Origin of the sequence: Sphingomonas sp. DC5200-1 (genome assembly GCF_049897245.1) — a bacterium.
GTDB lineage: Bacteria > Pseudomonadota > Alphaproteobacteria > Sphingomonadales > Sphingomonadaceae > Sphingomonas > Sphingomonas aquatilis.
This window is the reverse complement of record NZ_JAFCVW010000008.1, coordinates 1-17,803: the sequence shown is the minus strand read 5'-3', so window position 1 is coordinate 17,803 and position 17,803 is coordinate 1. Positions and strand designations below refer to the sequence as shown.

The 17,803-nt window shown below is 67.0% G+C and carries 14 protein-coding genes and 1 pseudogene; 7 read left to right on the top strand and 8 right to left on the bottom strand.

The window, feature by feature from the left end; all coding sequences use genetic code 11:
• Positions 1-20: 20 nt before the first annotated feature.
• The 7 genes from ACP7A3_RS16155 to ACP7A3_RS16125 form a co-directional block, all read right to left on the bottom strand.
• Positions 21-2,975, bottom strand: a complete 2,955-nt coding sequence (locus ACP7A3_RS16155; RefSeq protein ID WP_426256602.1) for a beta-galactosidase — start codon at positions 2,973-2,975, stop codon at positions 21-23.
• Positions 2,972-3,289 carry an L-rhamnose mutarotase gene (gene rhaM / locus ACP7A3_RS16150; RefSeq protein ID WP_063688162.1) on the bottom strand — a complete coding sequence of 106 codons (318 nt, stop codon included), beginning with the start codon at positions 3,287-3,289 and terminating at the stop codon, positions 2,972-2,974. Before rhaM ends, ACP7A3_RS16155 begins: the two co-directional genes overlap by 4 nt.
• Positions 3,286-4,254: an alpha/beta hydrolase gene (locus tag ACP7A3_RS16145; protein ID WP_426256601.1), complete on the bottom strand. Its 969-nt coding sequence runs from the start codon at positions 4,252-4,254 to the stop codon at positions 3,286-3,288. Before ACP7A3_RS16145 ends, rhaM begins: the two co-directional genes overlap by 4 nt.
• A gap of 1 nt (position 4,255) precedes the next feature.
• On the bottom strand, positions 4,256-5,485 hold the full coding sequence (locus ACP7A3_RS16140) for a rhamnogalacturonan acetylesterase (RefSeq protein WP_426256600.1): 1,230 nt from the start codon (positions 5,483-5,485) through the stop codon (positions 4,256-4,258).
• Complete coding sequence (locus tag ACP7A3_RS16135; RefSeq protein ID WP_426256599.1) at positions 5,473-6,306, bottom strand: rhamnogalacturonan acetylesterase; 834 nt, start codon at positions 6,304-6,306, stop codon at positions 5,473-5,475. The genes ACP7A3_RS16140 and ACP7A3_RS16135 overlap by 13 nt, the downstream gene beginning before the upstream one ends.
• Before the next feature lie 80 nt (positions 6,307-6,386).
• Positions 6,387-7,181 carry an IclR family transcriptional regulator gene (locus ACP7A3_RS16130; protein ID WP_043059125.1) on the bottom strand — a complete coding sequence of 265 codons (795 nt, stop codon included), beginning with the start codon at positions 7,179-7,181 and terminating at the stop codon, positions 6,387-6,389.
• Positions 7,182-7,403: 222 nt separating this feature from the next.
• Positions 7,404-8,168, bottom strand: a complete 765-nt coding sequence (locus ACP7A3_RS16125) for an SDR family NAD(P)-dependent oxidoreductase (RefSeq protein WP_426256598.1) — start codon at positions 8,166-8,168, stop codon at positions 7,404-7,406.
• Between the two features lie 136 nt (positions 8,169-8,304).
• Between ACP7A3_RS16125 and rhmD the strand changes: the two genes are divergently transcribed.
• The 6 genes from rhmD to kduD all read left to right on the top strand — a co-directional run bounded on the left by rhmD (position 8,305) and on the right by kduD (position 13,798).
• Positions 8,305-9,492, top strand: a complete 1,188-nt coding sequence (gene rhmD, locus ACP7A3_RS16120; RefSeq protein ID WP_017978065.1) for an L-rhamnonate dehydratase — start codon at positions 8,305-8,307, stop codon at positions 9,490-9,492.
• 11 nt (positions 9,493-9,503) lie between these two features.
• Complete coding sequence (locus ACP7A3_RS16115; protein ID WP_426256597.1) at positions 9,504-10,367, top strand: fumarylacetoacetate hydrolase family protein; 864 nt, start codon at positions 9,504-9,506, stop codon at positions 10,365-10,367.
• Positions 10,364-11,113: an SDR family NAD(P)-dependent oxidoreductase gene (locus tag ACP7A3_RS16110; protein ID WP_147036079.1), complete on the top strand. Its 750-nt coding sequence runs from the start codon at positions 10,364-10,366 to the stop codon at positions 11,111-11,113. The genes ACP7A3_RS16115 and ACP7A3_RS16110 overlap by 4 nt, the downstream gene beginning before the upstream one ends.
• Positions 11,113-12,060: an amidohydrolase family protein gene (locus tag ACP7A3_RS16105; RefSeq protein ID WP_426256596.1), complete on the top strand. Its 948-nt coding sequence runs from the start codon at positions 11,113-11,115 to the stop codon at positions 12,058-12,060. The genes ACP7A3_RS16110 and ACP7A3_RS16105 overlap by 1 nt, the downstream gene beginning before the upstream one ends.
• Positions 12,060-12,902: a 5-dehydro-4-deoxy-D-glucuronate isomerase gene (gene kduI, locus ACP7A3_RS16100; protein WP_426256595.1), complete on the top strand. Its 843-nt coding sequence runs from the start codon at positions 12,060-12,062 to the stop codon at positions 12,900-12,902. The genes ACP7A3_RS16105 and kduI overlap by 1 nt, the downstream gene beginning before the upstream one ends.
• A gap of 143 nt (positions 12,903-13,045) precedes the next feature.
• Entirely contained in the window at positions 13,046-13,798 is a 753-nt protein-coding gene (kduD, locus tag ACP7A3_RS16095) for a 2-dehydro-3-deoxy-D-gluconate 5-dehydrogenase KduD (protein WP_426256594.1), read from the top strand.
• A 19-nt stretch (positions 13,799-13,817) separates the two neighbouring features.
• On the opposite strand, the gene ACP7A3_RS16090 is transcribed toward kduD, so the two are convergent.
• Positions 13,818-15,890, bottom strand: coding sequence for a TonB-dependent siderophore receptor (locus ACP7A3_RS16090; RefSeq protein WP_426256593.1), 2,073 nt, complete (start codon positions 15,888-15,890; stop codon positions 13,818-13,820).
• A gap of 188 nt (positions 15,891-16,078) precedes the next feature.
• On the opposite strand from ACP7A3_RS16090, the pseudogene ACP7A3_RS16085 reads away from it, so the two are divergent.
• A pseudogene (locus ACP7A3_RS16085) lies at positions 16,079-17,683 on the top strand (glycoside hydrolase family 3 N-terminal domain-containing protein); the annotation flags it as partial.
• Between the last annotated feature and the right edge of the window lie 120 nt (positions 17,684-17,803).

Genomic DNA, 17,803 nt, shown 5'->3' with positions numbered 1-17,803 from the left:
GGAAAGGGTCTCCGTAAGGATCAGGGGGTTGGATAGAGGTCGCGATAGGCGGGGGCAGCCACGTCAGTGACCGCGACGCCACCGCGTGCGTGATGGAGGGTGACGAGCTTGACCGGCTCGATCGCGTTGCCGGGCGCGCCGTCGCTGGTAACGGCGAGCGCCAGCGTATTGCGGCCACGATGGTGCAGGATGCCGTCCGGGATCGGGAAGACGCGTTGCGGGCCGACGTTCGCGACGAACTGGCCCATGTTCCAGCCGTTGACGAAGATCAGCACGCGGTAGCGACCGGGCGAGCGCGGCGTCTTGGGATCGCCGATCTGGATGCCGATCGTCGCGTCTTCGCCCTTGGGCACGGACAGGTCGAAGGCGGTGCGATACCAGCTGGTGCCGGTATAAGGCTTGGCGTCGGCGAGCTTGCGCGCTGCCCATGCGCCGTCGGGAAAGCCCGGCAGGGTCCAGCCCATGCGCTCGCCGTACAGGCCTCCGTTGTTGCTGGGACCGCGGGTGACATCCTTCAGGTCTTCGCCGCCCGCGCGGCCCTGGATTTTCCACGCGATCGGCACGGCGAAGCTGTCGCCACCCGGCCGCGCGAGCGAGACGGAGATCAGCCCGCGCGGTTCCTTGTGCGCATCGTCGACGTCGAGGTCCCAGTTGTGGCCGTTCACCCGCACCATCGCCGCCAGCACATGCTCGCCGGGGGCCTGCGCTTCGGGCGGCAGGGGGAATTCGGCGACGCCGGTGGTGATCGGTCGAGGCAGGCCGCCCGCCAGCTCGTGCTGGCCGACCAGCTGGCCGTCGAGGAACAGCTGGAGCATGCCGGCACCGCCCGCGCCGTAATGGACGGTCACGGTCTGGGCGTCCGCAGAGCCGGTGAAGCGCCCGCGATACCAGACGTCGCCGTCATGGAAGCCATAGGAGTCTGCGCCGAGATTGGGCTGCCCGGTCGGCGGGCGGATGGTCGCGACGTTGCGTGCAGAGCCTGCGGTGGCCCAGGCGGAATCGTCGAAGTCGCGGCGGGCTTCCGGCGAACCCTCGGCATAGCGCCATGTTGCGGTGGTCAGGTCCGGCAGTGCAAGCGGCTGCGGTGCGGGCAGGGGGCGTCTGGCGATCAGGCTGCTGCTGACCGAGTGGGTGACGGGCACCGCTTGTCCGTTCCAGCGGACCGAGCGGATCGGTCCCCAGACCTCTAGCGGAGTGGCGGTTTCGGTATCCCCTGTCAGGTCCAGCGTCGCGCCCCGCACGGTGGCGTGGCGGACGAGTGCGGGGCCGCGTTCCAGCAGGCCGTCCTGCCGGAAGAAGCTCTGTCCCGCCGCAATGTCGCCGATCAGCAGCAGCAGCGGCGCACGCCCGCCGCCCTCGATCCGCACGCGAGCGAGGCCGTTGTGCGTGTAGGTCAGGCGCAGGTCGCCCTTCGCGGCGTCGAACGCATTCACGACCCCGCCTTCAACCACCGTGACCTTGGGCGCGCTCGTGTAGCGCAGCACGGTCTCGCCGGGTTCGCCCGCCCGGCCGTAAAACAGCGCAATATCCTCCGCGCCGTGGCGGATCGTCGTCTGCAATTCGGAGGTCGAATAGACCAGCCGCTGCCGCTCGAGGTTCACCCCGGCGACCAGCAGCTTGGCGTCGCGCCCATGGAGTTCGCTGGCGAAGCTGTAGCGGCCGTCGGGCAGGTCGGCGGTGATGGTGAAGTGCGCATCGCCGGTCGCGTTGGACGGCTTGGGCGCGACGAACAGCAGGCGTGCGTCGGTGTCGGGATTGCGGTCGTGATAGACCTGCACCGCATCGCTGCCGGTGATCGTGACCGGCGGCGCCTTCTCCAGCCGGGCGAGGTCGGGCACGGCAGCCAGGAACTGGCCGATCTGCTTCAGCTCCAGCGCCTTGGGCCGCAGGTTGCGCGCCTCGTCGATCGCCGACCCGTAATCGTAGGAGGTATAGACCACCGGCGCGGGCAGCCAGCCCCAGCTGGTGCCGCCATAGCCCATATAGATGCTCTGGATGGCGATGCCGTTGGCGATGTTGGTGCCGTAGAAGACGCGTTGATAGCCGCTGCCGCGTTGGATCGCGTTGCACGGATACATGCCGTTCGACCCCCAATAATCGAACCAGCCGCCGCCGAACTCGGCGATGAAGCCGGGCGTGTTCGGCGAGGCGCTGGCGCCGCCCTTTGCGCCGCCGGGACCGTAGAGACCCCAGTCGGGGGCGGGGGCACCCTTCGTCGGCTTGTTGTCGACGCCGCACACGCCGCCGGGATAGCCGTCGAAGGCGTAGAGCTCCTGTGGCCCCGGCACGGTCAGCGGCACATCGGAGCTCTTGGGCACCCAATAGCCGTTGCGGCCCTGGTCATTGTGGAACATCGGCACGGTGATCCCGTCGGCGCGGGCCTTGTCGTACAGATGCTGCATGTAGCGGCCCTGGGCGGGGGTGGTCAGCGCCAGTTCGTTCTCGATCTGGTGCAGGATGACGCTGCCGCCGCGCCCCAGTTGGTGGCGTGCGATAATCGGGTTGATCCGGTCGAGCCATTCGTCGACCGCCGCGAGATATTCGGGATCGTCGGTGCGTGCCTTGCCCGGCTGATTGACCAGCCAGCCCGGAAAACCGCCGCGCGACAGCTCGGCATTCACATAGGGCCCGGCGCGGGTAATGACGTAGAGTCCCTCCTCCTGCGCCATGGTCAGCAGCCGGTCGATGTCGCGAATGCCGCTGAAATCGTTCACGCCCTTTTTCGGGCTGTGAAATCCCCAGTCGATATAGATCGCGACGGTGTTGAAGCCGCTGGCCTTCATCTTCTGCAGGATGTCGCGCCACAGATCGGGCGAGGGCAGCCGGAAGGGGTGAAATTCGCTCGACCAGATCAGCGTCGGCTTGCCGTCGATGCGCAGCGAGCGACTGTCGAAGGTGACGCGCGGCACCTCGGTCGCGGGCGCGGCCTGCGGCGCGGCGGCACCGGCCAGCAGCAGGGCGGCGGTGAGGCTCATGCGAAGTGGAACATCGGCGTCAGCGGCGCTTCGACCGGGCGGTTGCCCGGCTGCACCTCCATCAGGTCGGCCATATAATCCCACCAGCGCTGCATCACCGGCTTAGCAGGCAGAGCGTCGCGCTTGTCGTCGGGGTGGAGGCGCAGGACGGCGAAGAGCGCGTTCGTCTCTTCATCGAGGAAGATCGAATAATCGTAGATACCTGCCTCGCGCAGAGCCTCGGCGAGGTCGGGCCAGATCGCGTCGTGGCGGCGGCGATATTCCTCCGCCATGCCGGGCTTCAGCATCATGCGGAATGCGATCGGCTGGCTCATGCGTCTTCTCCGGGAATGTTGAGGCCATGGCGGTGCGCGAAGGTCGCGAAGCGCGCGAGCCACGGGTGGGGTTTGCCGTCGGCGCCGATCAGGCGCGGGCCGTGGCCGCCGGTTTCGACGATATGGAGTTCGGCCGGGCGGGGGAGGGCATGAACCGCCTGGAACATTGCGATGCTGTTGGCGACCGGCACGACCGGGTCGTCGGCGGCATGGCCAAGGAAGGTCGGCGGCATGTCGGCGGGCAGGTTCAGCTCGGCGGAGTAGCGTGCGGCGGTCGCTGCATCGGGGTTGCGTCCGAGCAATTCGCGCTTCGACTGACCATGGGCGAAGGGTTGCGTCATGGTGATGACCGGGAAGAACAGGCCGACGGTCTTGATCGTCGTCGGCTGGCTGTCCGCCGCGTCGATCGGATTATATGTCTTCAGCGCCGACTGGGACGCTAGTCGCGCTGCGAGATGTCCACCGGCCGAAAAGCCCATCGCCGCGATGTTCGTCGGATCAATGCCCCATTCCTGTGCGCGCGAGCGGATCACCCGCAGCGCGCGCTGGGCGTCCTGCAAGGGCGCATCGGGACCGGCCGCCCAATTGTCGTGGGGCAGGCGATAGAGCAGGTCGAACGCTGTGACGCCCTGCGCCGCAAGCCAGCGCGCTACTGCGGACGGCTCGCGCCCCACCGCAACGCGGGCATAGCCGCCGCCGGGGATCAGCAGCACTGCCGCGCCGGTCGGCTTCGTCGCGGGGCAGACGGTCAGCATCGGCGTTGCCACATGCGGCCAGGCGATATTGTCGGCCGGGCCTTCGGGGGCGCGCAACACGAACGTGTCGGCGACCGGCGGCGTCGGCATGCCCGGCGGCGTCGCGGGCCAAATCGGGAAGCGGCTGACGGCGGGGGCGGCGAGCGCCACGCGCGGCGTTGCGGCGAGCGACAGGCCAGCGGCGATCAGGGTGCGGCGGTCCAATGGCATGTCAGTTTCCTGCCGGGCGTTGCGTGCTGTGCGCGCCGCTGGCGGCGAGGCGAAAGGCCTCGGGCGCAGGCGGCTGGGTGGGATCGAGCGGGGTCAGGTCGCAGCGCACCAGGCGGGCGAGCGCGGGCACCTGTCGCCGCGCGGCATCGGCGACGATATGCGCGAGCACCCAGGCGCCATAATTGTCGTGATGCGTCGCGTCGCGACCGTCGTCGTTGAACGCGAGCGGCGCGCGCGTCCGTCCCAGCGCCTCGTAGAAACGGATCGAGGCGGCGTTGAGGTCGATGACCGGCGTCTGCGTTTCCGCCCCGACGGCGCGGACCGCGGCGGCGTAATCGGCGAGCGTCGGGCGGATATGGCCGTCGGCGGCCCACATCCGCCGCTCGGGCGAGGTGACGAGCACCGGGGTGACTCCGCGCCGGCGCAGCTCGGCGATATAGGTGCGCAGATAGTCGCGATAGGTCGTTGCCGCATCGGCATAGGTCTGCGGCCACTGCGCTTTCTGGTCGTTGTGGCCGAACTGGATCATTGCGATGTCGCCGGGTTTCGCGCTCGCCAGCACCTTGTCGAGCCGCAGTTCGGTCAGGAAGGATTTCAGCGTTTCGCCCGATTCCGCATGGTTGGCGACGGCGATCTCGGGTGCCAGGAATGCGGGGAGCATCTGGCCCCAGCTCGCCGCGGGTTCGGCGGGCTGATCGGTGACGGTGGAATCGCCGAGCAGGAACAGCGTCGGTACGTCGACGGGCGCGATCGATACGGTGCGCAGGCCGGGCGCGTGGCCCAGCACTTCGAGCGTCAGCCGGTCGTCCCAGTTGAGGGCGCCGAGCTCGCGGGGCTTCAGACGCACCGTACTGCCGCCGGGTGCGTTGGCGGGCGGCGGTGCCAGCTGGGGGTTGCGGACGTTCACGATAAACCGCCGCGTGACGATTTCGCCGGGACGCGTGCGGACCGCGTCGAGCATCAGGCGGCGGTTCTCCGCCTTGATCGTCGTATCGGTCGCGCGGGCGGGATCGCCCAGCGTGACCGTCACCGCATAATTGCCCGGTGCCGCCGCAATCGAGAAGAGATGGGGATCGGCCTCATAGCCGAACCCGTCGGCATAGGCCCGGCCGGGCGCGACACGGATCGCGGCGGGATCGCGGGTCGTGCCGACTAAGACATAGGTGCGCGCAGGCATGGCGGCGGGCGCAACCACCGCCACCGCAGCCGCCAAGGCGGTCAGAGCGTACACGACGGGCCGCCCGCGGGCGTATCGCGGCGCAGGGCCGGACGGTCCTTCAGGATATGGCCCGCGATCGGCAGGCCGGTCGCGGCGAGACCGCCCGCGACCAGATCGGCGATGCGGCGCGCGCCCAGCTCGCTGAAGTGCGTGTCGTCGTCGACTGCGTCCTTATAGCCGGGCAGCCCCTCACCCTTGGCGTAATGGAGGTAATAGCGTTTCGACCCGTCCGGCCCCAGCGCGTCGATCCAGCGTTCGGACAGCGCGGCAAGGTCGATCAGCGGCACTTTGGTTTCGTCCGCGACGCGTTTGGCGGCGGCGGAATAGGCGGGGAAGCTCGGGACGACATGGCCGTCCTTGAAGGCGCGGCGCGTCACCGGGGTGATCAGCACCGGCTGCGCATGCGCCATGCGCGCGACCGCGATGAAATGCTTCAGGTTCGCTTCGTAATCGGGAATCGGCGTGTAGCGTTCGGGCTTGGCCTGGTTTGCGTCGTTATGGCCGAACTGGATCAGCAGCGTGTCGCCCGGCTTCAGCGTCCGCGCGATCGCGTCGAGCCGTCCTTCCGCCATGAAGCTCTTGGTGCTGCGACCCGCCTGGGCGCGATCGTCGATCGTCACCTCGGGCCCGACCGCGCAGCGCAATAGGCTGCCCCAGCCCGACAGCGGATATTGCTGCGCAGTGTAATCCTTGGCGGTCGAATCGCCGGCGATGACGATACGCATCGGGCTTGCCTGATCCTGCGCCGCGGCGCTGGCCGCCAGCGGCAGCAGGATCGCGGCGATCCCGAGCAGTGGCTTCACCGTCGCCATATGCACCCATCCTCCTGTCACCCACGGCTCTTGTCGGCCGTGATGCAGGGTATGGAAGACTATCCCATATAGTGCAAGCGGTGATTGGTATTTGAGAAGGGTCAGCCCTGTGCCGGGTCGCGCCAGCCGAGGTCGCGACTGATCGCATGCGCGGTGCCGAGCACCTCGTCGGTCAGCGTCGTCATGCGATCGTCGGACATATATTGCGCGGCGCTCGACACGCTGATCGCGGCAACGATGCGGCCGCTGGCATCGCGGATCGGGGCGGCGACGCAGCGGATCTGGTCTTCGTTTTCCTCAAGGTCGAACGCGCAGCCGCGACCGACATAGCCCCGCATGCGCGACAGCCACAGGTCGTAATCGGCCGTGTTATGATCGGCCTCGAAATGCGGCTGCCACTGCCGCTCGGGATCGTCGAGCATCAGCGCCTTGCCGAGGCCGGTCGACGTCATCGGCTGGCGGTCGCCGACGCGGCTGCTGATCTCGACGCGGCGGCGGCCGGGGATCTTGTCGAGATACAGGGCGCGGTCATGGTCGCGGACGCCGAGATGCACCGTATCCTCCGACGCGGCCGCGAGTGCCTCGATATGGTCGCGCGCGATCTGGACGACGTCGGCCTGCTGCTGCGCGAGGAAGCCCAGTTCGAGCAGCTTCGGCCCCAGGCGATAGCCCTGGCGCGGCGTGAAGGTGAGGAAGCGGCGGTCGATCAATGCGCTGGCGAGGCGGTGCGTCGTGCTGCGCGTCAGGCCGAGCCGGCTGGCGAGTTCGGCGAGCGCGATCGGGCGATCGGCGACCGCATCGATCAGGTCGAGCCCCCGCAACAGCGTCTGGCTGCCGGAGGGAGCCTTTGCCTCGCTGGGATCGGCTGTTGCGGCCTTGGCGGCGGAAGCGGGCATGGTCGAGCTCTCCTGCGACGCGAGCGACCTGCGTCCTCGTGCCATAATATGGGACTATTTGCCCGGCGCATGGGGCGCTGTCGAGCGATAAAACGCCGGGTCTGTCGCCAATCAGCGGCCAAAACGGACGGCGTGCGGACCATGCGCCTGCGCACGTCGCCGGATCCGCGGTGCGAACTCGGCGACGTGCACAGGCGGCGTGATGGTGGGGTAGGGTTGCGCCTATTGCAGGTTCACGAAGGCGCCGCCATCGACCAGCAACGCCGCGCCGGTGACGTAGCGCGCCAGGTCGGACGCGAGGAAAACGGCGGGCCCCGCCATATCCTCCGGCACGCCCAGCCGACCAAGCGGCACGCGCCCTTCCATATATGTGCGCTTCTCCTCGTCGGCGAGGTCGTCCTTGTTGATCTCGGTCAGGATGGTGCCGGGCAGCAGCGAATTGCAGCGGATATTGTGCCGGCCCAGCGCGATGGCGGCGGACTGCATCAGCGAATGGAGCCCCGCCTTGGTCGGGGTGTAATGCGTCTGGAATTCGCCCCCGACGAGCGCTGAAATGGAGGAGACGGCGATGATCGATCCGCCATGGCCTTGGTCGACCATCTGCCGCGCCGCCGCCTGGCACATATAATAGCCGCCGTGCAGGTTGACGCGCATCGTGCGTTCGAACGTCTCGACCGGCATGTCGAGGAAGCTGTGGAAGGGGCAGATGCCGGCATTCGACACCATCACGTCGACCTTGCCGAACGCCTGCACCGCCTGCGCAATGAAGTCGGTCGCGGTGGCGGGATCGGCGACGTCGCCCTGAATCGCGACGCCGCGCTGGCCGGCCGCTTCGATCCCGGCGAGGCACTGCGCCGCGCCGTCCGTGTCGCGCGCAAAGTTGATCGCGACGTCCGCGCCATGCTGCGCTGCGCCGATCGCGATGGCGCGGCCGATGCCGGTGGAGGCGCCGGTGACCACCACCGTCTTGCCTTCGAGCAGTTTCATCGCATTCCTCTCCGTCGATCCATTGTGCTGTAGTCCCGGTACCATTTCGGCCAAAGAGCCGATTGACGCCCGGAGTCTCACTAGCTAGTATCCTATCCCATAAAGTGAGAAAGTAAACCGGGCAGAGGGGCTTGCCGTGGCGTTGTCGAAGATCAAGCATGTCCGCGCCTTTGTCGCGCGGGGGGCGGGGGCGGATTACCACGACCAGGGCGCAGGCCATTGGATCGACGATCACATCGCCACGCCGATGAGCCGCTATCCCGAATATCGCCAGTCGCGGCAGAGCTTCGGCATCAATGTGCTCGGCACTTTGGTGGTCGAAATCGAGGCGGAAGACGGCACGATCGGCTTCGCGGTTACGACCGGGGGCGAGCCCGCCGCCTATATCGTCGAAAAGCATCTCGCTCGCTTCCTCGAAGGCCGCAGCCCGCACGAGGTCGAGAAGATCTGGGACCAGATGTATTTCTCGACCCAATATTACGGCCGCAAGGGGCTGGTCGTGAACGCCATCTCCGGCGTCGACCTGGCGCTATGGGATTTGCTCGGCAAGCTGCGCGGTGAGCCGGTCTATCACATGCTGGGCGGCGCGGTGCGCGACGAACTGCAATTCTACGCCACCGGCGCGCGGCCCGATGTGGCCAAGGAACTGGGCTTCATCGGCGGCAAGCTGCCGCTCCATCACGGTCCCGCCGAAGGGCTGGAGGGGATGGAGAAGAATATCGCGCTGCTCGCCGATATGCGCGCCAAGTGCGGCGACGATTTCTGGCTGATGTATGATTGCTGGATGGCGCTCGACCTGGATTACGCCACCCGGCTCGCGCACCGGGCCTGGAACGAATGCGGGCTGAAGTGGATCGAGGAGGCGCTCAGCCCCGACGACTATTGGGCCTATGCCGAGCTGCGCAAGAAGGCGCCGCCGGGCCTGCTCGTCACCACCGGCGAGCATGAGGCGACCCGCTGGGGTTTCCGCATGCTGATCGACATGGGCTGTTGCGACATCATCCAGCCCGACGTGGGCTGGTGCGGCGGCGTCACCGAACTGATCAAGATCGCCAATTATGCCGACAGCCGCGGGGTGATGATGATCCCGCACGGATCGAGCGTGTACAGCTATCATTTCGTCATCACCCGGCACAATTCGCCCTTCGCCGAATTCCTGATGATGCACCCCGGCCCGACCGAAGTGGTGCCGATGTTCGCGCCGCAATTGCTGGGCGAGCCGGTGCCGCAGAACGGCCGCATCCGCGCGAGCGCGCTCGACAAGCCCGGCTTCGGCGTCGAGCTGAACGCCGACGTGCCGCTGCATCGCCCCTATACGCACTGAGGATTTGTCCCATGAAGCTCTGTCGTTATGGCACCCGCGGTGCCGAAAAGCCCGGCCTGATCGATGTGGACGGCCGGATCCGCGATCTGTCGGGCGTGATCGCCGATGTGACGCCCGCCGACGTCACGTCCGAGGCGCTGGCGCGTCTCGCCGCACTCGATCCCGCCAGCTTGCCGCTGGTCGAGGGAAGCCCGCGTTACGGCGTGCCCGTCGCCGGCATCGGCAAATTTATTGCGATCGGCCTCAACTATGCCGATCACGCCAAGGAAGCGGGCCTGGAACCGCCGCCCGAGCCGATCTTCTTCACCAAGGCGATCTCGTGCCTGACCGGGCCGAACGATCCGGTGATGATCCCCAGGGATTCGCAAAAGACCGACTGGGAAGTCGAGCTGGGCATCGTCATCGGCAAGACCTGCCGCTACGTCGAACAGGCGGATGCGCTCGATCATGTCGCGGGTTATGTGCTGGCCAACGACGTGTCGGAGCGCGCGTTCCAGAAGGAACTCGGCAGCCAGTGGGACAAGGGCAAGGGCTGCGACACGTTCGGCCCGGTGGGTCCTTGGCTGGTGACGGCGGACGAAGTCGGCGACTGCCAAACGCTGGACATGTTCCTCGACGTCAACGGCAAGCGGATGCAGACCGGCAATACGGCGACGATGATCTTCCCGGTCGCCGAATGTATCGCCTATGTCAGTCGCTTCATCACGTTGCATCCGGGCGACCTGCTCATCACCGGCACGCCGCCGGGCGTGGGCGAGGGGCAGAAGCCCGACAAGATCTTCCTGAAGGCGGGCGATACGATGCACCTCGGCATCACCGGCCTCGGCGAACAGCGCCAGACCTGCGTCCCCTTCGCGATGGAGCTGCCCGCGTGACCAGCTATGCAGGCCGCTTCGCCGGCCGCACCGCGATCGTCACCGGCGGCGCGTCGGGCCTCGGCTGCGCGGTCGCCAAGCGGATCGTCGAGGAAGGCGGCAGCGTCGCCTTGTGGGACGTCGATGCCGATCGCCTCGCCGAGACCCAGGCGGCAATCGGGGCGACGCATATCGAGGCGTTCGACGTGTCCGATGCCGCCGCGGTCGCCCGCGCGACCGATGCCACGGTTGCGGCGTTGGGGAAGGTCGACATCCTCGTCTGTTCGGCGGGGATCACGGGCGCGACCGCATCGGTCGATCAATATCCGATCGACAGCTGGCTGCGCGTCGTCGACATCAACCTGAACGGCCTGTTCTATTGCTGCCGCGCGGTGGTGCCGCATCTCGTCGCCAACGGTTACGGCCGGATCGTGAACGTGGCGTCCGTCGCGGGCAAGGAAGGCAACCCCAACGCCTCGGCCTATTCGGCCACGAAGGCGGGCGTGATCGGCCTCACCAAATCCTTGGGCAAGGAACTGGCGGGCAAGGGCGTGATCGCCAACGCGTTGACCCCGGCGACGTTCGAGAGCCCGATCCTCGCGCAGCTGCCGCAGAGCCAGGTCGATTATATGCGCGGCAAGATCCCGATGGGGCGGCTGGGCGAAGTCGCGGAAAGCGCGGCGATGGTCTGTTTCATGGCCAGCGAGGAATGCAGCTTCACCACCGCGTCGACCTTCGACACGTCGGGCGGGCGGACGACCTACTGATGACGTATGCGGGCGGCGAGGCGGCGATTCCGTTCGTCGACGCGCACATCCATCTGTGGGACCTCGCGCGGCTGCGCTATCCGTGGCTGACCCCGCCCTTCGCCGACGATGGCCCGAACGGATCGGTCGAGCCGATCGCGAGCACCTATCAGCCCGCGGATTACCGGCGCGAGATGGCGCAGTGGAACGTCGTCGGGGCGGTGCATGTCGATGCCGGTGCCGCTCCCGCAGACGCGCTCGCCGAGACCGAATGGCTGGAGGGGCTGGCGGCGGCGGATGGGCTGCCGACCGGCATTGTCGCCTTCGCGGCGCTTGACGATCCCGAGGTGGAGACGGTGCTTGCCGCCCATGCACGCCACCCGCGGGTGCGCGGCATCCGCCATATCGTCAACTGGCACGCCGATCCGCAGCGCAGCTATACCTCGCGTGACGTGACGCAGGACGATGCGTGGCAGCGCGGTTTTGCGGCGCTGGCGCGGCATGGCTTGTCGTTCGACCTGCAATGCTATCCGGGGCAAATGTCGGCGATGGCGGCGCTCGCCGCGCGGCATCCGGAGGTGCCGGTGATCGTCAACCATGCCGGCATGGCGGTGTTGAGCGACGCCGAGGGCTACGGTGACTGGCGTCGCGGCCTGACTGCGCTGGCCGCGTGTCCTCAGGTGGCGGTGAAGCTGTCCGGTTTCGGATTCGCCCGGCGCGACCGGGATGCGGCGTTCGTGCGCGACACGGTGCGCACCGTCATCGACCTGTTCGGCCCGGAGCGGGCGATGTTTGCGAGCGACCTGCCGACCGACCGCCTGTTCGGCAGTATCGACGCGCAGATGGAGGCGTGCCATGCCGCCGTCATCGATCTGGGCGATAGCGACCGCCGTGCGCTGTTCGCCGGCAACGCCAATCGCATCTATCGGCTTGGCCTCGACCTGCCGCTTACCAAGGATAATCACTGATGTACGACCGGACCTATTACGCGACGCATCCGGACATGATGGAGTGCGTGTCGAACGACGAGTTGCGCGACCGCTATCTGATCCAGGGGCTGTTCCGTGACGGCGAGTGCGTGCTGAACTACACGCACGCCGAACGCTTCGTGATCGGCGGCGTCGCGGTGGCGAGCGGGAGCGTGAAGCTGCCCGACCAGACCGAGCCGGCATCGGCGGCGGGCCATCCCTTCCTCGAACGCCGCGAGATGGCGATCGTCAACGTCGGCAAGGTCGACGGGACCGTGACGGTCGATGGCGAGACGTTCGAGCTCGGCAACAAGGACTGCCTCTACGTCACGATGGGCGCGAAGGACGTGGCATTCTCGGGTGACGGCGCGCGTTTCTACCTCGCCTCGTGCCCGGCGCATCAGGCCTATACGACGCGCAAACTCGGCATCGCCGACGCCAATGCGCTCGAGCGCGGCAGCCTGGCGGAATCGAACGAGCGCACGATCTTCCAGCTCGTCATCCCCGGCATCTGCGACAGCGCGCAGCTGGTGATGGGCCTCACCGTGCTGAAGCCCGGCAGCGTGTGGAACACGATGCCCCCGCACATCCACGAGCGCCGCAGCGAGATCTATTTCTACTTCGAGCTCGATAATGTCGACACCGACCGCGTCATGCACTTCATGGGTGAGGGCGAGGCCACCCGCCACATCGTGATGCAGAACGAGGAAGCGGTGATCAGCCCGCCCTGGTCGATCCACATGGGGGCGGGCACCAAGGCCTATGCCTTCATCTGGGCGATGGCGGGCGAGAACCAGGATTATACCGACATGACCGTGCTGGATATCTGCCAGCTGGCGTAAGCCGATCCTCCCTCCCCTGACAGGGGAGGGTCGGGGAGGGGTGGCGTGCTCGCGGTACGGACGGGCGAGCACTGTCGGCCACCGTATCCCCGGACCCCACCCACCCCCGGCCCCTCCCTTCCAGGGAGGGGAGGAGCCAAGCAATGAACCCCTTCGATCTTTCGGGCCGCGTCGCGGTCGTGACCGGCGCGAACACCGGCATCGGGCAGGCGATCGCGATCGCGCTCGCGCAAGCGGGCGCCGATGTCGCGCTGGTCGGGCGCACCCCGGCCGAGGACACTGCACAGGCGATCCGCGACCTTGGCCGCCGGGCGCTGATCGTGTCGGCGGACCTGTCGAGCATCGAGCCGGTACAGCGCATCGTCGACGAGACGGTGGTGGGGCTGGGCGGGCTCGACATTCTGGTCAACAATGCCGGCATCATCCGCCGCGCCGATGCGGTCGACTTCACCGAAGCGGATTGGGACGCGGTGGTCGACACCAATCTGAAGTCGGTGTTCTTCCTCTGCCAGGCGGCCGGGCGCCACATGATCGCAAAGGGCGGGGGGCGGATCATCAACATCGCCTCGATGCTGACCTTCCAGGGCGGCATCCGCGTGCCGAGCTATACCGCATCGAAGTCGGGGATCGGCGGCCTGACCAAGCTGCTCGCCAACGAATGGGCGAAGCATGAGCTGAGCGTGAACGCGATCGCGCCGGGATACATCGCGACCAACAACACCGCCGCGCTGCAAGCCGACGAAGCGCGCAATGCCGCGATCCTCGATCGCATCCCGGCGGGCCGCTGGGGCGATGCCGCCGACCTCGGCGGCGCGGCGGTGTTCCTCGCCAGTGACGCTGCGGCCTATGTCCAGGGCCATATCCTCGCCGTCGATGGCGGGTGGCTGGCGCGCTAGGTCGCGCCAGCCGATATCGTCAGATGCCGTAGCGCAGCGACAACATCACGTTGCGCGGCGCGTTGGCGAAACAATCGCCGCGGACCAGGCATGAGGCGTAGCCCCGCCGGTCGAACAGGTTGGTCGCGTTGAGCGACAGCCGCCACCGCTCGCGCGTGATCTCGGCGAGGGCATCGACCATCGCGCGGGCTGGCGTGACGATCGACCAATTGGCGTCGCTCGTGACCTGCCGGCCGGCATAGCGCACGCCCGCGCCCAGCCGCAGCGTGCCGAGCGCGGCGTCGAAGCTCTTCGTCGTCCAGGCCGATGCGATGGTGCGTGGGAAATATCCCGCTGCTTCCTCGTCGCCGGTGATCGTGTTGTGGCCATAGGCGAGCGACAGGTCGAACCGACCCGGCAGGCTGTGCGTCGCTTCGACCTCGAACCCCTTGGTCGTCAGTTCGCCGGTCTGCGTGATGCGCATGCCGGGACCGGTGATCGGGCGGCCGTTTTCCTTGATGCGGAAGGCGGTGGCGGTGACCATCGTGTTCGGGCCGGGCTGCCACTTGGCGCCCGCTTCGAATTGCGTGCCGGTCTGCGGACGGAACGGCCTGCCATCGCTGGTCGTCCCTGCGATCGGCTGGAAGCTCTCGGTATAGCTGAAGAAGGGCGAAATGTTGGCCGCGACCTCGCCGATGATGCCGGCGCGGAAGGTGGTGGCGCTGTCCGATGTGCGGGTCGCGCCGCTGTGACCGATCACATGGTCGCGGCGGACACCGAGGACGAGCGACACGCGATCGTAGAAGCGCAACTGATCCTGCGCATACAGGCCCAACTGGGACTGGGTCGTGCGCGAATAGGGGTCGGTGGCGACCGGCGTCGCGAGCGTGGCATAGTCGATATCGTACAGGTCGATCGTCTGGTAGTCATAGGCGGACGTGATGCCGACCTTGTTCCAGCTGTAATCGACCCCTGCGAGCAATGTGTGCTCGATATGCGCGCCGGTGTTGAAGCGGGCCTGCACGTTATTGTCCGTGGACAAGACGTTCAGCCGCCCGAGCTGCGAGCCTGCGTAAACGCCGATCAGACGGCCGTCGCTGCCCGGCACGTATGGATCCGTCGGGTTCGAATAACTGTCGGGATAATGGGTGTTATAGGTGAGGTGGCTGTCGATGTAGCGCGCCTTCAAGCTCAGTTTCACCGCATCGCTGAACCGGTGGGTCAGCAGCCCCGACCCCTGCCACATGCGTCCGTCATACCGATCCCAGCCGGGCTTGCCGACGAAGAGATAGGGATCGAGAGGCGGCCGCCCGCGATTGTCGCGCACCGTGCCGACGATCGGCAGGAAGTTGAGCGTCGATCCGGTCTTGTCCTGCTGGTAGAGGCCGAGCAGCGTCACGTCGGTGCGCGCATCCGGGCGCCAGGTGACCGAAGGGGCGATCATGATCCGGTCGTCGGGAACGTGATCGACATAGGTGCCCGAATCGCGAACCCGCGCGACGATGCGCCCCGCCAGCTTGTCGCCGGCTGCAAGGTTGAGGTCGGCCAGCACCTCCTTGCGATCGAAGCTGCCATAGGTCAGCTGCACCTCGCCCGTGTTCGTGAACACCGGCGTCTTCGACACGAGATTGACGAGCCCGCCGATCGATCCCTGTCCGAACAGGACCGAGGCGGGGCCGCGCACCACCTCGACCCGCGAGAAATTGTACGGGTCCGACGCGATATTGACGTAATAGCTGTAGATGTCGCGCATGCCGTCACGAAACTGGAGCGCGCTGACGCCGCGGATCGTGAACGTGTCGACGCGCGTGTCGCGGCCATACGGGTCGGTCAGCACGCCCGCCGCATAGCGCATCGTATCGGCAACGCTGATCGCGCCCTGCGACAGATAGGTCTCGCTCGGGATGACCGTGACCGGCTGCGGCACCTCGATCGCCGGCGTGTCGGTCTTGGTCGACGCCTGCGCTACGGTCACGCGGCCCTCGACGAGGATATCCCCGCCCGACTGCCCATCGGCAACCTTGCGCTGGGCGTCGGTGGTATCGTCGGTGGCGGCGGCGCCCGGTGTCAATGCGACCAGCGCAGTTCCGGCGAGCAATGCGAAAGCTGACATGAAATCCCCTTTGGTAACGGCGGGGCCAATATCGCTATTGCGAATCGCATGCAATTGTCTCGAAAGGTAGCTGGGTGCCACTGCTGGCAATGGTTTTGTGATAGCGAAACCATGCGGCGCGGACCTAAGCGGTTGACGGCGCTCGCCTTTGCCCGGCAAGTCAGCCCGACAGGATCAGGAGAGGTTGAATGGCGTTTTCCCGCAGCGTGGCGATGATCGTTGCTGCCAGCGCTCTGGCGGCCGGCATGGTGACAGGAGAGGGGCTGGCGCAGCAGGCGGCTTCTGCCGGCGTCGCGCATCCCGAGCTGTGGCCGACGCTGCCGATGAAGCTGAAACGCGATCCGAAGGTCGAGGCGCGGGTCGACGCGATCCTGAAGCGGATGAGCGTGGAGGATAAGGTCGGCCAGCTGATCCAGGTCGATATCGCCTCGATCACGCCCAAGGACCTCGAGACGTACAAACTCGGTTCGGTCCTCAACGGCGGCAATTCTGCGCCCAACGGCGATGAATTCGCCCCTGCCGCGGAATGGTTGAAGCTGTTCGACGCATTCTACGACGCTTCGGTGAAGCGCAGCGATGGGCGGCCGGTCGTGCCGATCATCTGGGGCACCGACGCGGTGCATGGTGACAACAATATCGTCGGCGCGACGCTGTTCCCGCACAATATCGGCCTTGGCGCGACGCGTGACCCTGCGCTGATCCGGCGTATCGGCGCGGCGACCGCGGCGGAAACCGCGGCAACCGGCATCGACTGGAGCTTTGCGCCGACGGTGGCGGTGGTGCAGGACGACCGCTGGGGTCGGACCTACGAAAGCTATTCTGAAGAGCCAGAGATCGTTCAGACTTATGCCGGACAGATGGTCGAAGGGCTGCAGGGCGCGGTCGGTCAGGACTTCATGACGCCCGGCCATGTCATTTCCTCGGTGAAGCATTTCCTGGGCGATGGCGGCACCGGCGGCCGCGATCAGGGCGATACGCGCGTCAGCGAACAGGTGCTGCGCGACGTGCATGCTGCGGGTTACAAAAGCGGCCTCGCCGCGGGCGCGCTGACCGTGATGCCGAGCTTTTCCAGCTGGAACGGCGTCAAGATGACCGGCAATAAAAGCCTGCTCACCGACGTGCTGAAGCAGCGCATGGGCTTCGACGGCTTCGCGATCGGGGACTGGAACGCGCACGGCCAGGTGCCGGGGTGCAGCAACGAGGATTGCCCGGCAGCGATCAATGCGGGCCTCGACATGTTCATGTATTCCGGCCCGAAGTGGAAGGAGCTGTACGCGAACACGCTGCGCGAGGCGAAGGACGGGACGATCCCGGCCGCGCGGCTGGACGATGCGGTACGGCGGATCCTGCGGGTGAAGATGCTGGCGGGCACGTTCGATGCCGGGCGCCCGTCGTCGCGGCCGATGGCGGGCAAGTTCGACCCGCTGGGTTCACCCGAGCATCGCGCGATCGCGCGTCAGGCGGTGCGTGAATCGCTGGTGCTGCTCAAGAACAACGGCGGCGTGCTGCCGCTGAAACCCAGTGCCAATATCCTCGTCGCCGGGCGCGGCGCGGACAATATCGGCCAGCAGTCGGGCGGTTGGTCGATCACCTGGCAGGGCACGGGCGTCACCAATGCCGCCTTCCCGAACGGCCAGTCGATCTGGAGTGGCATTGATCAGGCGGTGCGGGCGGGCGGCGGCAAGGCGACGCTGGCGGTCGATGGCGCGTATACGACCAAGCCCGATGCTGCGATCGTCGTGTTCGGCGAAACGCCCTACGCCGAATTTACCGGCGACCGCCCGACGCTGGAATCCCACATTTCCCAAGTAAGGCGCTGATTTCGCTGTCCTGACCATTATATTTCCTATATAAAACATGGTGTTGAAGGCTGCGAGGGGCGCGTTTCATGGATCACCCAGAGGGTGCGGGCT

Bases quoted from the DNA above. Each gene is read 5' to 3' on its own strand.
- ACP7A3_RS16130 (WP_043059125.1), bottom strand. From the start codon at position 7,181: ATGCCCGCTTCCGCCGCCAAGGCCGCAACAGCCGATCCCAGCGAGGCA.
- kduD (WP_426256594.1), top strand. From the start codon at position 13,046: ATGAACCCCTTCGATCTTTCGGGCCGCGTCGCGGTCGTGACCGGCGCG.
- ACP7A3_RS16145 (WP_426256601.1), bottom strand. From the start codon at position 4,254: ATGCCATTGGACCGCCGCACCCTGATCGCCGCTGGCCTGTCGCTCGCC.
- ACP7A3_RS16125 (WP_426256598.1), bottom strand. From the start codon at position 8,168: ATGAAACTGCTCGAAGGCAAGACGGTGGTGGTCACCGGCGCCTCCACC.
- rhaM (WP_063688162.1), bottom strand. From the start codon at position 3,289: ATGAGCCAGCCGATCGCATTCCGCATGATGCTGAAGCCCGGCATGGCG.
- ACP7A3_RS16105 (WP_426256596.1), top strand. From the start codon at position 11,113: ATGACGTATGCGGGCGGCGAGGCGGCGATTCCGTTCGTCGACGCGCAC.
- ACP7A3_RS16115 (WP_426256597.1), top strand. From the start codon at position 9,504: ATGAAGCTCTGTCGTTATGGCACCCGCGGTGCCGAAAAGCCCGGCCTG.
- kduI (WP_426256595.1), top strand. From the start codon at position 12,060: ATGTACGACCGGACCTATTACGCGACGCATCCGGACATGATGGAGTGC.
- ACP7A3_RS16155 (WP_426256602.1), bottom strand. From the start codon at position 2,975: ATGAGCCTCACCGCCGCCCTGCTGCTGGCCGGTGCCGCCGCGCCGCAG.
- ACP7A3_RS16090 (WP_426256593.1), bottom strand. From the start codon at position 15,890: ATGTCAGCTTTCGCATTGCTCGCCGGAACTGCGCTGGTCGCATTGACA.